Origin of the sequence: Armatimonas sp. (assembly GCF_043760365.1) — a bacterium.
GTDB lineage: Bacteria > Armatimonadota > Armatimonadia > Armatimonadales > Armatimonadaceae > Armatimonas.
In genome coordinates this window covers 1-13551 of sequence record NZ_JAYUPA010000499.1, presented here as the reverse complement: position 1 = coordinate 13551, position 13551 = coordinate 1, and the positions used below count along the sequence as shown (strand labels likewise).

Genomic DNA, 13551 nt, shown 5'->3' with positions numbered 1-13551 from the left:
CAGCGCCGCCGACGGCTGATCCGTGTCCTTGCACTGGCTCCGAATCGCTCCGGGCAAGCCGCCGTGCTGATCCCAGCCTCGATGATACAGCTGGATGTAGCGCACCCCGCGCTCCGCGAGCCGCCGGGCCAGCAGGCAGTTGGCGGCAAATGTCCCCGGCTTGCGGCTCTCGGGGCCGTAGCGCTCAAACGTGGCGGCGGATTCCTTACTCAAGTCCATTAAGTCCGGCACGGACGCCTGCATCTTAAAGGCCATCTCGTACTGCGCGATTCGGGTCACGATTTCTGGGTCATGAACCTTGGCAGACTGCATCGTATTGAGTTTCTCTAAGGCATCCAGCATCCGGCGGCGATCGTCGCGGGTGAAGCCCGCCGGGTCGGTGAGGTGCAGCACGGGAGCGCCGACGGAGCGCAGCTTCACGCCCTGGTTGATGCTGGGAAGAAAGCCGCTGCCCCACAAGCGCCCAAAGAGCGGCTGGTCATTGGCCCCGCTGGAGGCCAGCGAGAGCAGCACGAGAAACGCGGGAAGCTCGCTATTTTCCGACCCAAGGCCGTAGCTCAGCCACGCGCCCATACTTGGTCGTCCCGGCTGCTGTGAGCCGGTCTGGATAAAGGTCATCGCCGGGTCGTGGTTGATCGCTTCCGTGTGCATCGAGCGAATGAGGCAAATTTCATCGGCGATCTTGCTCGTGTAAGGCAACAGCTCCGAGAGCTCAATCCCGCTCTTGCCCCGTGGTGCGAACTTGAACATCGAGGGCGCGACCGGCAGGCGCTTCTGGCCGCTGGTCATCCCCGTAATGCGCTGGCCCTGACGGATGGCATCGGGCAGGTCTTCGTCGAAGCGCTTTTCCAGGCCTGGCTTGGGGTCGAATAAATCCAAATGGCTAGGCGCACCGCTCTGGAACAGATAGATCACGCGCTTGATCTTCGCCGGGTGATGCAGCGCCTTCAGCGCCCCGTGGCTCTCCAGGCTTGCCAGAGCCGCCGTGCCCAGGCCTGTTCGGGCGGAGCTAGAGAAAAGCTGGCGTCGCGTCTCAAGAAGCGCGGCCTCGCGTCTTGGATCAAGAGATGAGTTCATGAGGGTATTCTACCTGACATAGCTCGTACCCACCCGGCTCGTACCCACCCGCCTCGTTCCTCGGCACCCTCCCTCAGGGCAGGGAGGGTGGGAGGGTCTCTGCGGCGATGAGGCGCTGGCCGGAGCGGCGGGCTGGTTGGAAGCCGATCTTGGTAAGCTCGGGATAGCACAAGAAGCCCCTCCCCCAACCCTCCCTGCCCTGAGGGAGGGTGCCGAGGAACGAGGCGGGTGGGTACGAGCCGGGTGGGTACGAGCCGGGTGGGTTCTGGGTTTAGCAGATCCGCCGCTCGGGCTGGAGCAGTGCGGGGTTCCAGTCGGAGTAGTTGAGCGGGAGCTTGCGCCAGTAGTACTGGAGCGCGTCTGATTCCCAGCTCTCGTAGATTTGTTCCCAGGTGAGAGCGCAGTGCGGCAGGAGCGACTTCTCCTCAACGGGCTCCGACAGAGCCTGGTAACGAACATCAAACGAGAGGCGAATGCGGTCCTTGAACTGACTGGGGAGCGCCTGGTGAACCGTGAGCGCCGGAAACGTGAGCACATCGCCGAGGGCGAAATCGCCCTCCCTCCAGTCGTCTTCGCTCTCCTCTCCCGGACAGGTCTGCACCGTGATCCCGCCTGCACCTCGGGCGCGTTTGAGAGGTAGATACCCCAGCTTGTGGGAGCCGCTGAGAACCTTGAGCGAGCCCATGACGCGTGGGCAGTCGCCGAGGGGAAACCAGCAGGTCCAGGTGTTTTGCGTTCCCTGCACCAGCGGAAAATCCTGGTGCGCGGGGGTGGGGAAAACGGCGGGATGGGGAGAGATCATGCGGATGATATGCCGCGCGTGCACCAAGACCTCGTCGTTAAAGAGCATTTTATAGAGCGTGAGGAGCGTCGGGTGGTGCGGCAAACGATGGACGCTTTCGAGCCTCTGGACATCGTCGTAGGCGGCAACGGAGACCCCGATATCGGTGCGCATCGTGCTCTCCGGCACGGCGGCGAGGGTTTCCACGTTCAGCCTGCCTGTTTGCGCATCGGCAAGCCAGCCGTGTTTTGCCACCACCCCCAGCAAGTCGGCACGAACAGGGAGAAGGGAGTCGGGCGGGAGCAGGCCACGGAAGAACAGATAGCCGTCGCGCTGGCCACGCGCACGCAGCGCCTCACTATCGGATAAAAGCGCGGTTGAATCGGTAAAGAGCGTCGGCATCGTTTTTGTCCCCCCGCCGGGCGGGGGTTAGGGGGTTGGCTTCTTCCAGACCAGTGGGTTGAGTGTGTCGTTGTTAAGGAGATCGTCGATCTTGAGCGAGTGGAAGTAGTCGTCGGGCAGAATATTCTGCGTGCCATTAAAAACCGAACCATCGGGCAGGTAGCCGCACGTCATGGCGCGGCGGGGCTTGTTGGTCATGTTCGCCCCCGCTCCGTGTGCCGTCAGGCCGTTGTGAAACACCGCCGAGCCCGCCGGGCAGGGACAGGCCACCGGCTCGATCGTGCGCCACTGCGGGTAGAGCTTGAATAGATCGCTCATATTTTGCCCGATCCCCGCGTTCTCCCACGTGGCGGTTTTGTGCGAGCCGGGGATGTACCACATACAGCCATTTCCCAGAGTCGCCTCATCCAGTGCCACCCAGAGCGAGAGCGTGTCACGCGTCGAGAAGCTCCAGTAGGGATTGTCTAAGTGCCAGCCTGTCGGGTTGCCAAAGGGTGGCTTAAAAAGCGCCTGATCGTGCCAGATCCGAATCCCATCAATGCCCGCCAGAGTCGCCGCCAGCTCCCCGAGGCGCGGGTCGAGCATGAGTTCTTTCATACCCGCATGGGTTTCGAGCAGCTTAATGCACTGCGTAAAGACCTGGGCATAGTAGCTATCGGGATTCTGCTGATTCGAGAGAATCCGGTTTGTCTCGGTCTGAGTGACGCCTGCCGCCGTCATGGCGAGACGCTGATCTACCGCCTCTTGCGTGGTTTTCTGCCAGTGCGAAAGCTCGTTTGCGTCCAGAAAGTTCTCAATCACCAGAAAGCCGCTCTCACGGTAGGAGGCAATCTGCGCCTCCGAAAGTTGGTTCTTCATCGTAGCTTGTATTGTACAGTTGATTTTGGTATCGTGTCTCTGTACTGCCTTTGAACACTATTGCTTTAAACTCTGTTGACTCCGACTACCCACGGCTCCGTCGCCAGGTATTCTTCGCGATCTTTATCGGCTACGCGGGCTACTACCTGGTACGCAAGAACTTCGCACTCGCCATCCCGGACATCCTCAAGGAGTACCCTCAGTACACGAAAGCCAGCCTGGGCACTGTCATGACGGGCCTCTCGTTTGCCTACGGCTTCTCCAAGTTCCTGATGGGCGCGGTCTCGGATCGGAGCAACCCACGCTGGTTTCTGCCACTGGGCCTGCTACTCTCCTCCGCCATTCTGATGATCTTTGGCTTTGTCAAGGAAGTCTACACATCGCTGGCTGTCATGATCGCACTCCAGAGTCTCAATGGCTGGGTGAATGGCATGGGCTGGGCTCCCTGTGGCAAGACCATGGTGCACTGGTTCAGCGCCCAGGAGCGTGGGCGCGTGGTCTCTTTCTGGAACGTCTCACACAACATTGGCAGTGCGCTCGTGGCGACCATCGCGCTCTGGGGCGTGACACTGTTTCATGACTGGGGCGCGAAGTTTTATTTTAACGCCGGGATCGCCGCGCTGATTGGCGTGCTCGTGTTTTTCCTGATGCGCGACACCCCGCAGAGCTGTGGCCTGCCGCCCATTGAGCACTACAAAGGCGACATCCCTGAGGGCTACTCCGACCACCACGAGAAGGCGCTCTCGTTTCAGGAGATTTTCTTTGGGCATATCTTCAACAACAAGCCGCTCTGGCTCATTGGAATCGCTAACGCCTTTGTGTATTTTGTGCGCTACGGGGTGGTGGACTGGGTGCCGACCTATCTGGAGACGTCCAAGCACTTCTCCTTTAAAGAGTCCAGCTTCGCCTGGGCCGCGTTCGAATGGGCCGCCGTGCCGGGGACGATTCTGTGTGGCTGGGTCTCGGACCGCTATTTTAGGAGCCGCCGCGCCCCGGCGACGATTTTGTTTATGGGCATCACGCTGCTCGGGCTGATTGTCTATGGCCTTAATAATAAAGGCCCGCTCTGGCTGGATGTGGCCTCGCTGATCTGGATCGGTTTCTTTATCTATGGCCCCTTGATGCTCATCGGCCTACACGCGCTGGAGCTGGTACCCAAGAAAGCGGCTGGCACAGCGGCGGGCTTCACGGGCTTCTTTGGCTATGTTTTTGGCTCCGCGCTTGCCGGCGCTGGAGTCGGCTGGATCGCGGATCAGTTTGGCTGGGGCGGCGTCTTTGGCACGATGATCGCCTGCTGCCTGCTCACGATGTTCTTTGTCGGACTCACGCTGAAAGGAAACTCAAATGAGAGAACAAAATAGTAAACCCACTGTTATCGCGCACCGAGGTGCCAGCGGCTACCTACCGGAGCACACGCTGGAGGCCAAGGCGATGGCTCATGCCCTCGGAGCAGATTTTCTGGAGCAGGACTTAGTGCTGACCAAAGACGATGTGCCTGTCGTGCTCCACGATATTCATATTGACACGATCAGTGATGTCGCCACCAAGTTTCCCAGTCGCAAGCGCCCCGATGGCCGCTACTACGCCCTCGATTTCACGCTGGCGGAGCTTAAAACGCTACGAGTCTCGGAGCGCTTCGATCCTAAAACGGGCACGGCGGTCTTTTCGCGGCGCTTCCCCGCACACTCGGGTGCCTTTGAGATTCCTACCCTGATCGAGGAAATTGAGCTGATTCAAGGCCTCAATAAGAGCACGGGGCGCGATGTGGGTATCTACCCGGAGCTCAAATCTCCCGCCTGGCACCACCAGCAAGGCCATGACATCAGCAAGATTGTCCTGCCAATTCTGGACCGCTACGGCTACGGCAGGGCACGTACACGACTGAACGCAGACTTTGCCGACGGAGATCTTTCAGATCGGCGACAATGTTTCCTACAGTGTTTTGAGTTCAATGAAGTTAAACGTCTCCGAACCGAGCTGGGCTGGGAGGGCAATTTAGTGATGCTGCTCGCCGATGTACCCAAGGGCGACGATGGCACGGACTACCGGGAGCTACACACGGCAAAGGGGCTGAAAGAGCTGGCAAAAATCGCCGATGGGATCGGCCCCGCGCTCACCGGTGTCTTTGATAAGAACGGTAAACTGACGGATTTAGTGAAGTTTGCTCACGCGGCTAAGCTGGTTGTGCACCCGTACACCCATCGAAAAGACGCGCTCCCCCAGTACGTGAAGTCCAGCGATGAGCTGTTCCAGAAACTCTTTGTGGAAGCCAAAGCCGATGGTATTTTCTCAGACTTCTGTGACATGGTCGTGCACTGGCGGGCAAAAACCAGGTAAAACACTCAGCATGGCACGAAATGTTCTAGGCGACCCGCTCGTCCCCTGCTCCCACGCCCCTCTGACGGGCTTCTACCGCGATGGCTGCTGCAACACGGGCCGCGAGGATCTCGGGCTGCACCTTGTGTGCGTGGTGCTGACGGCGGAGTTTCTGGCGTTCTCCAAAGCACGCGGCAACGATCTTAGCACACCGCATCCCGAGTATAGCTTCCCTGGTCTGAAGCCCGGCGACCGCTGGTGCCTGTGCATGCAGCGCTGGGTAGAAGCCTACCAGGCGGGCTTCGCGCCGGGTATCGTGCTGGAAGCCACCAATGAGCTGGCGCTGGAGTGGGCGGATCTCTCAACGATGAAAGAGTACGCCGTATGAACCGTCTTCAACCACACATGCTTAGAACGGCGGCTCGCGGTCGGTGCTCACGGCGCTTAACCGTACGGTAGTGATGGTGGTAGGTGGCTGGTCGCGCTCGAAATAGCCCTCGATAGAAGTCTTGCGGGTCGTCTCGAAACCACGCGGGCGGCCGTCCTTGCCCAGCCAGACTCGGTAGCTGGTCTCGGAGGTGATCCGGCGGTCGCCTCGGTTGTTCGTGATGGAGGTACGCGTTAGTAGAATGCTCTCGGCGAGCGTGCCATCGGGTAAGGCAGTTGCGGGCAGGGCGCGGACGGAGTCGTAGCCACTCAGCGACGGGGGACCTTCGAGGAGCCACTGGAGCGGATCCAGTGCACTGCGAAGCGCGGCCTGCTGGAGTGTCTGCTCTAGGCGGGCGCCCTCGCGGACGTTCGCGGGGCGTTTCTTGCCCGCGCTATCTTCCACCACCACCTGGATCGCATCCGCTTTCATGCTCTGGGTCACGGGAAAGCCATCTACCCCCTTGATCGTCACGAGCGCACGGTCGGGCCGCTCTAGCCAGAGATCGTAGGTGCCGTTGTAGCCCATGCCGCCCCGGGGAGGACGGGAGTCGGTGCTACGGATCTGCTGCTGGGTGGTCACGAAAGCGCCCGCGTGAAGCGTGAAGAAGCGCTGGTGAGCACGCTCCCACTTTGCTAGCAAAACAACGGCTGCTGGATCGAGCTGGGCGGGGGGGATTTCCTGAGGGCGCTCCGGGACTTTCAGAGGCTGCTCGGTGTAGTTCTCCGGGAGTGCCTGGGAGAACGGCGTAGCGTTCTTGGGGGCGGGCTGGTAGGTCTCTTTACGGTAGGTTGTCCGGCCCTCGCGCACCTCCCACTCCTCTGCCACCGAGAGGTTGTGTGTGGATGTGAACTGATAGCGCCGGATGCGCTGCGGGCGGCCTGCTCTGGGTGCAAGGCTACTGGCTTCCAGAACGGTGCCGTCGGGGGCTTGCCAGAGGCGAGTGAGCATCGCCACCTCGGGCTCCGTGGCGAGCTGAGCGCCACAGCTTGTTCCGAGCGGATCGAGGCGTGCGTACTGGAGCGCCCGCGAGACTTGCCCCAGCTCACTCAGATAGAGGCGAGAGAACTCACGGGTGGTCTGCTTTCCCCGCTCATCGAAGCGCACGGCCAGGAGCGAGTCGCCGTCACAGATTGCCTTACGCACCGTCCGTCGCCCCGTCGCCCCGAGGTCATGGCTCACCGCAAGCTTGTTTCCCGGCGCAGTATAGAGGATCTCGGTGGCCGTGACGGCAGGGGAGACCCGTCCTCGGTCGCTCCGCAGGACGCTTAGTGCGCACTGAAAATTATAGCCGCTGGCGGCATGGGTAGCATCGCGGGCGGCGAGGTAGGCCCGTCGCCCGGCCAGCTCCTCACGAAACGAGAGACGAGCGGGAATGCGGGGCAGCGCGGGGAGTTCCGGGTTTTGCACGGGCTTTGCCTGCATCAAAAATAAAAGAGCGAGAAGTTGCACAAACCGCAGACGTGAAAGCGGCAACGATTGTTCAGCCCAGAAGCTGTCGAAGAAGTGCGGGCCGTGCGATCTGGCTCCGGAGCGAGTCGCCCTGGCCCAGCGCAAGAATCGCCCCCGCGAATGCGACAGGCTCCAGCGCGTCCGTGAGCCCCAGAATCCCAGCCAGACGCCGGTGGGAAAGCAGCTCCAGCGCCTCGCTCTCCCCCAGCGCCTCCGCCGTGGAAATGCGCTCGTGGCTGCGCTCCCAGGTCTGTCGCAGGGTCCAAGGCTGCACACGCGGCAGGCGCTCCCGGGCGGCTTTCTCGGCGGCAATGAGAACTTGCGCAGCCCCCTGCACGCTCCAAACGAAGATCAGCGGGTCGTTTTCGGGGCGGTAGGTGATCTCGTGGCTGACCTGATAGAGTGCCCCGGAGCGCGGCGACCCCTCGCCGTGGATTCCGCGCACCATGCCCCCCAGTGTACAGACCGCCTCAATCTTGGTGTCCAGCTCCTCCAGCCAAGTCAGTGCGGGCAGGTGCAGCAGCACCGAGAGCCGCAGCCCTGTGCCGACATTGGCCAGTGACGCCGTCAAAAAACCCAGGCGGTCGTCTTGTGCAAACTCCAGCCCTCGCGCCAGGAGCTGCTCCATCATGCTCACACGCTCGTAGACCTGCTGAGGTTCGCAGCCGGGGGCGAGCGCTTGCAGCCGCAGGTGATCCTCCTCATTGACGAGAACCGAGAGAGCGCCGTCTTTTGCGAGCAGTGCCCAGCGCCCGGGCTTCCCGTCGGCCATTTTCGGGGAGATACTCTGCCCCGCCACCAGTGCCTGCCGCTCGCTCTCGCTGAGCTTTTCCAGCTCACAGGGCTTGAGCAGTGTCAGATCGCCGATCTTAGCGGCCTCGCGCACAAGTTGCGCCACCCGCTTGCGTTGCGCCACACTGGCGCGGTGGGGAAATGGAAACTCCGCTAAGTTACGCGCCAGCCGCGCCCGCGTCGAGACCGCGATCTCACGCTCCGCCCCCTCTTGCTCCAACCAGCCAAAACTCACGGGGTATTATATCCGCCCCGTGAACGAGGCATCTGCAATGGCACTGCGTGCCGCAAAGCCCGTGCCGGGCTGGAGAAAATTCGGTAGCCCGGAACGGGCTTCGCAGCCGCAGGCTACTGCAGACGCCGGTTTCAACCGGCGGCAGGCGGTATAATTCTGTCACGTCGCTATGCTTACGGAACTGTCAGTCGAGAATTTTGCGCTTGTCGAGCGGGTGCGGCTCCGCTTTGGGGCGGGGCTGAACCTGCTGACCGGGGAGACGGGAGCGGGTAAATCTATCCTACTCGATGCTCTCGGGATGGTTCTGGGCGAGCGTACCAGCAGCGACTCCGTGCGCCACGGCGCGGAGAAAGCGCGTGTCGAGGCGGTCTTTGCGCTCACGGTGGGCGACTTGCGCCTGGCTCCCGCGCTGGAGAGCACGGGAATCGAGCCCGAGGACGGCCTGCTGATTCTCTCCCGGGAGCTGAGCGCCAGTGGCAAGAGCAGCGCACGCATCAACGGTCGCCCCGTGACCGTGGCCGTTTTGAAAGTGATTGGCGATGCGCTGGTAGACATTCACGGGCAGCACGAGCACCAGTCCTTAATGGTGGTGGAGCGCCATGTGGAGCTGCTAGATGCGTGGTGTGGCGGCGAGACACTGGCACTCAAAGACGCAGTGGCCGATGCCTGGGATATCTTTTTCGCCGCCCGGGCCGAGCGTGAGGCGCTTCTGCGTGAGGCGCGTGAGCGCACCCGAAACCTGGACATCTACTCCTACCAGCGCGATGAGCTAGACGCCGCCGCACTGGTGCCCGGTGAAGAGGAGGAGCTGCAAGCCGAGCGACTGCGCCTGGGAAGTGCCGAGCGCCTCCACGCCGCGTCGGCGGCGGCCTATGAAGCGCTACAAGGCGGCGCACTCGATGGTTTGTCACAGGCAGTGCGGGAGATCGAGCGAGGGCTAAAATTCGATGACAGTCTTTCCAGTATTCTGGAATCGCTCAACAGCGCCCTCTACGCCGCCGATGATGCCATGCGCGAGGTGCGCAGCTACCGCGACTCCGTGGAGTTCAACCCGCAGCGACTCTCCCACATTGAGGACCGACTTGATCTGCTCAAGAGCCTCAAGCGCAAGTACGGCGAGGATATTGCCGCGATGGTGCGCTACCGCGAGGAGCTCGGGCAGAAGCTGGAAACATTGGAGAACGCCGAGGAGCGCCTAGCCGCGCTGGAGGCGCTGGAAAAATCCACGTTTGCCGAAGTGGAAAAGCGCGCCGCCGTGCTCACCAAGGCCCGCAAGAAAGCTGCCGAGCCGTTTGCCAAAGGCATCCAGACCGAGCTCAAGGATCTAGCGATGGCGGCGACCCGGTTCTCCGTCGCGGTTGCGCCCCGCGAGCCGGGGCCGGGCGGGGCGGATGCGGTCGAATTTTTGATCTCCCCGAACCCTGGTGAGCCGCTCAAGCCTCTGGCAAAGATCGCATCGGGCGGCGAGCTCTCGCGCGTGATGCTGGCCCTCAAGTCCGTGATGAGTAAGCACGTCGCTCCGCCCACTTTAGTCTTCGATGAGATTGACACGGGAATCGGCGGGCGCACCGCCACCGTTCTGGCGCAGAAGCTCCACGCGCTCGGGCAAGCCGCCCAAACGCTCTGCATCACGCACCTGCCCCAGATCGCAGCACGCGGCGACCTGCATTTTTTCATCGAGAAGCGCACCGAAAAAGGCCGCACGACCGTGAGTGTCCTGCCGCTCGACGGCGAGGCGCGGGTGCAAGAATTAGCAAGAATGCTCGGTGGTAATAACTCTGAAACCGTCCTCGCCCACGCCCGCGAGATGCTGGAACATAATAAAATATTTTTTACTACCACTTGACAACCAATTTATCCTGTGTTAGACTTCTCTTAATTCGAGAACAATAGGGTTCTCACACTGACCAAGTAAATTGGGGTTGTAGTACAGTCAGATCGGGTGAAAAGCCCAAGTCCCCGGGTGAAAAGCCCAAGTCTCCATCGAGAATAAGGAATAACTATAATGACACGATTAAAGATTTTCAAATTCGTTTTTTCCATTTTGTTGTTAACAATTGGATTAAAGGCAAATGCCACTGGAAACTGGCAAGTTGATTCGATAACGACAATCTCATTTTCCGCTACAAGTTATCCTAGTGGAAACGGAACCGCTGATACAATCAGCATAAATGGTTATTCTAACGTTACTGCTCCTGAAAGTTCGTTAAGAGATTATTCAGGTGATCTCCATGAGATAGTAACAGGAATCAAAGGGCATGGTAGTACCACTTCTGAGAATCCAGTGTCTGGAATATCCATGACGGCCAACCGACAATGTGAAGCACAGTTTTCATGGAATCCGAGCCTACCATCTCAAGGTACGACTCCAGGAAATTCAGGAATGTTTATGGCAGAATGGGCTAAACATTGGAATTCTAGCGCTACAGGATACTCAAGTGTAAGTGTCAAGTTCGATGATGTTGCAGCAGATGGTGCACACGAAGGAAATACAATTATTCACGAAAGCGAAGACGAGGAAGACACAGCTTCTCTAAAATGGAAAGCTGAGTCTTCCGGAGGAGGATACGCTTCACCCTACACATATGCTAGTGAATTTACTGTATCTGCTTGGGCTACTTGGGAGTATGACTTCTCACAACTTGCCAGTGTCTAATAATAGATGATGAGGAATTGATTACTGATTAGTCGTGAATACTCATGACTAATCGGTAATTGATTGAATAAAAAATAGTTACCTTCTTGATGAAATTACCAAAGTAAATTACATTATTGTAATTTAATAACTGATTATAACCATGGAAAAAACTTTAGCACTAAAATTAATAAGCGAAAAACACAACAACGCCATCTTCCAAAATGGAAACGAGATATTCTATTTTAATGACGAAGAAATGAAATCATTATCCTCATTCAATAATATGGTTTCACATTTTAAGATTTACGAAAAATTATCCAGTTACCATATTGATCTATCTCGCACTTCACTAGTTGGACTTTCGACAATAAATAGTTCGACAATATCTACGTTATTGATCAATATTAGTATTGATGAGATTCGCAGCTACTGTACAGAATTAATTAAGATATTACCAAATAATGATGACATTTCACTTTTTGAAAACTTGAAGACACCGACCTTAAGACTCGTATCAAATTTAATCAATCAGATTCCAAATGAACAACGATCTAAATTGAATAAACCGAATGGATTAAGTGTTAGTTTTCTGAACAAAAATTCTCGCAAAGCATTCGATTCGCTGTTACTTAATTATTATTTTGGGCCGTTGTTAACTGAAGCACGGAATTTACTCGGTTTTATAGGTGACGGAAAATCCGTGACTCTCTCAGGTGATGTTTCAGACCTTAGGGTATTATCAAAAATTAAACGTCGAGGAAATCTTACACAAGTTTTTCGTTCGGCTGAACCAAAGGGTAAAATACGAGAGTTAATATATGACTCTTCATCAACATCATTCGGAAATATTTTGAAATCAACTTCCGAAATTCATAAAGTCAAGATTGATTTTCCAGAATATTTAAATCAAAAATGCGCATATTATAGCGGATTGCAATATGCAAAACTTGATGAAATAATTAGAGCAGTATGTCTGTTTTGTGATTTAGAAGTGCATAGAGGTATTAATCGCTACTCATTGGTGAAGAAAACTATTAACCCATCTGGGGATATAATTACTGATATTAGGCGTATTACGCCTAAATCTTTATCTTTATCGCTTCCATATACACCACGCTACGATGCAATAAATAGCATTACTGCAAAATATTTACGCAATAATAAAATTAAATCAATCGAAAACAAATCAATTGATATACTTCCTTTATATATGCAATGTTTATCTGCAAATATATTAATTAAAGATTTATATCAATCTCTGTTTTCTACAATTTCAACGATTCCACGTTTTTGGGCAGAAAGAGAACATGTTTCAATTCGACTTGAAGTCAATAAATATAATTCCCTTCCTTACTTTCTTGACATAGGTTTGAATAATAGCCGTGGGCAGAAATGGGACTCATTAGTAAGTAGTCATGTGAGAACAATCTCAGGATTTTGAATCAAAGCATGGGGGAAATCTTTCTCCCATGCCATCCAACTAGTCTTTCCCCATCCTAAATTTCGCATCAAATGCCTGAAACGTATCCTCCTCAACCATCCGTGACAAGAGCACATCTCAGGCAATAATCGTAGTGACCTCTACAGCGTGAAGTCAGACGGAACACAGCGCACCAAGATTGTGGGAAAAGAGTTCTTCGACAACCCGCTCGCCTCGGGTACAACCATTCTGTGAATGAAGTAACGGATTTTCTGGTGATCGGCGCGGGGCTGGCGGGGCTGGCCTTTGCGCGTGAGGTGCAGGCGCAGGGCGCGAGCGTTCAGGTTCTGGACAAAGGGCGCGGTGTTGGGGGGCGGGCGGCGACCCGGCGCTTTGGGGCGGCGCGGATAGACCATGGGGCGCAGTTCTTCACGGCACGTGATGCGGCGTTCCAGGCGGTCGTGGACGGCGGCTTGCGTGACGGCTGGATTCGCGAGTGGTACCGCTCGATCCCCGAGTGGCGCGAGGGGGCGATTCACTCCCGCCCCGACGGCTACCCGCGCTATGCCTGCCCGGAGGGAATCAGCGCTCTGCCGAAGTTTCTGGCGCAAGGGCTCACCGTCACCACCGAGGCCGACGTGCAGAGTATTAGCTGGGACGATATTGGCTACGTCGCGACGACCAAAAATGGGCAGCACTTTGCGGGCACGACCCTGATTCTCAATGTCCCACCGGTGCAGCTTCTCACGCTCGCGGAGCTCCTGCTCACGCCCGAAGACGCCGAGCGGATCGCCACTGCCACGCTGGAGCCGTGCTGGGCGCTGCTGGCTTTGCTCGAAACGGATCTCGCCGTGGACTGGCCCGCGCTGGAGCTAACCGGCCATCCCGTGTTCTCGTGGATCGCACGGGACCACACCAAGCGCGGTGAAAGTGCGCCGCCCACACTGGTCGCCCACACGGCTCCCGGCTGGACGGCGGCGCACCTCGAAGACAGCGCGGAGGCCGTCGCCGCCGCACTTTCGTCGGAGCTGGCGGCGCTGCTGGGGCCGCTTGCTATCCGCCAAACGCAAGCCCATCGCTGGCGCTACGCCAAGCCCGTCACCGCGCTCGGGCAGCCGTTTTTCTGGGACACCGCACGGCAGCTCGGCGCATG

At 57.5% G+C, this 13551-nt stretch carries 12 protein-coding genes; 7 read left to right on the top strand and 5 right to left on the bottom strand.

Going from position 1 to position 13551, the window contains the following annotated elements; translation table 11 throughout:
- From ACH2EH_RS11695 to ACH2EH_RS11685, 3 genes are all read right to left on the bottom strand, one after another.
- Positions 1-1077 (bottom strand): DUF1501 domain-containing protein (locus ACH2EH_RS11695; RefSeq protein WP_395141855.1); only part of this gene is annotated, 1077 nt, incomplete at its 3' end.
- Between the two features lie 271 nt (positions 1078-1348).
- Positions 1349-2260 (bottom strand): phytanoyl-CoA dioxygenase family protein, encoded by a 912-nt coding sequence (locus tag ACH2EH_RS11690; RefSeq protein WP_395141853.1) that lies wholly within the window; start codon positions 2258-2260, stop codon positions 1349-1351.
- A gap of 27 nt (positions 2261-2287) precedes the next feature.
- Positions 2288-3118: a phytanoyl-CoA dioxygenase family protein gene (locus ACH2EH_RS11685; RefSeq protein WP_395141851.1), complete on the bottom strand. Its 831-nt coding sequence runs from the start codon at positions 3116-3118 to the stop codon at positions 2288-2290.
- Between the two features lie 50 nt (positions 3119-3168).
- Between ACH2EH_RS11685 and pgtP the strand changes: the two genes are divergently transcribed.
- From pgtP to ACH2EH_RS11670, 3 genes are read left to right on the top strand one after another with little or no spacing between them, the layout of a single operon-like run.
- Positions 3169-4479, top strand: a complete 1311-nt coding sequence (pgtP, locus tag ACH2EH_RS11680) for a phosphoglycerate transporter protein PgtP (protein WP_395141849.1) — start codon at positions 3169-3171, stop codon at positions 4477-4479.
- Positions 4463-5455, top strand: a complete 993-nt coding sequence (gene glpQ / locus ACH2EH_RS11675) for a glycerophosphodiester phosphodiesterase (RefSeq protein WP_395141847.1) — start codon at positions 4463-4465, stop codon at positions 5453-5455. Before pgtP ends, glpQ begins: the two co-directional genes overlap by 17 nt.
- A 10-nt stretch (positions 5456-5465) precedes the next feature.
- The gene (locus tag ACH2EH_RS11670) at positions 5466-5822 is read left to right on the top strand and encodes a DUF2237 family protein (protein WP_395141845.1); all 357 of its coding nucleotides are present in this window, start codon (positions 5466-5468) and stop codon (positions 5820-5822) included.
- Positions 5823-5843: 21 nt separating this feature from the next.
- Here the strand turns inward: ACH2EH_RS11670 and ACH2EH_RS11665 are convergent, their stop codons facing one another.
- Positions 5844-7337: a hypothetical protein gene (locus ACH2EH_RS11665; protein WP_395141843.1), complete on the bottom strand. Its 1494-nt coding sequence runs from the start codon at positions 7335-7337 to the stop codon at positions 5844-5846.
- A gap of 7 nt (positions 7338-7344) precedes the next feature.
- On the bottom strand, positions 7345-8340 hold the full coding sequence (locus ACH2EH_RS11660; RefSeq protein ID WP_395141842.1) for a hypothetical protein: 996 nt from the start codon (positions 8338-8340) through the stop codon (positions 7345-7347).
- Between the two features lie 169 nt (positions 8341-8509).
- Here ACH2EH_RS11660 and recN point away from each other — a divergent pair, with 169 nt between their 5' ends.
- The 4 genes from recN to ACH2EH_RS11640 all read left to right on the top strand — a co-directional run.
- Positions 8510-10186: a DNA repair protein RecN gene (gene recN, locus ACH2EH_RS11655; RefSeq protein ID WP_395141840.1), complete on the top strand. Its 1677-nt coding sequence runs from the start codon at positions 8510-8512 to the stop codon at positions 10184-10186.
- 159 nt (positions 10187-10345) lie between these two features.
- Positions 10346-10996 (top strand): hypothetical protein, encoded by a 651-nt coding sequence (locus ACH2EH_RS11650; RefSeq protein ID WP_395141838.1) that lies wholly within the window; start codon positions 10346-10348, stop codon positions 10994-10996.
- 142 nt (positions 10997-11138) lie between these two features.
- Complete coding sequence (locus tag ACH2EH_RS11645; RefSeq protein ID WP_395141836.1) at positions 11139-12419, top strand: hypothetical protein; 1281 nt, start codon at positions 11139-11141, stop codon at positions 12417-12419.
- Positions 12420-12649: 230 nt separating this feature from the next.
- Positions 12650-13551: NAD(P)/FAD-dependent oxidoreductase (locus tag ACH2EH_RS11640; RefSeq protein ID WP_395141834.1), on the top strand; the 902-nt coding region annotated here is incomplete at its 3' end.

Excerpts from the sequence above, each read along its gene's own strand:
- ACH2EH_RS11690 (WP_395141853.1), bottom strand. The coding sequence starts at position 2,260 with ATGCCGACGCTCTTTACCGATTCAACCGCGCTTTTATCCGATAGTGAG.
- ACH2EH_RS11685 (WP_395141851.1), bottom strand. The coding sequence starts at position 3,118 with ATGAAGAACCAACTTTCGGAGGCGCAGATTGCCTCCTACCGTGAGAGC.
- glpQ (WP_395141847.1), top strand. The coding sequence starts at position 4,463 with ATGAGAGAACAAAATAGTAAACCCACTGTTATCGCGCACCGAGGTGCC.
- ACH2EH_RS11670 (WP_395141845.1), top strand. The coding sequence starts at position 5,466 with ATGGCACGAAATGTTCTAGGCGACCCGCTCGTCCCCTGCTCCCACGCC.
- recN (WP_395141840.1), top strand. The coding sequence starts at position 8,510 with ATGCTTACGGAACTGTCAGTCGAGAATTTTGCGCTTGTCGAGCGGGTG.
- ACH2EH_RS11650 (WP_395141838.1), top strand. The coding sequence starts at position 10,346 with ATGACACGATTAAAGATTTTCAAATTCGTTTTTTCCATTTTGTTGTTA.
- ACH2EH_RS11645 (WP_395141836.1), top strand. The coding sequence starts at position 11,139 with ATGGAAAAAACTTTAGCACTAAAATTAATAAGCGAAAAACACAACAAC.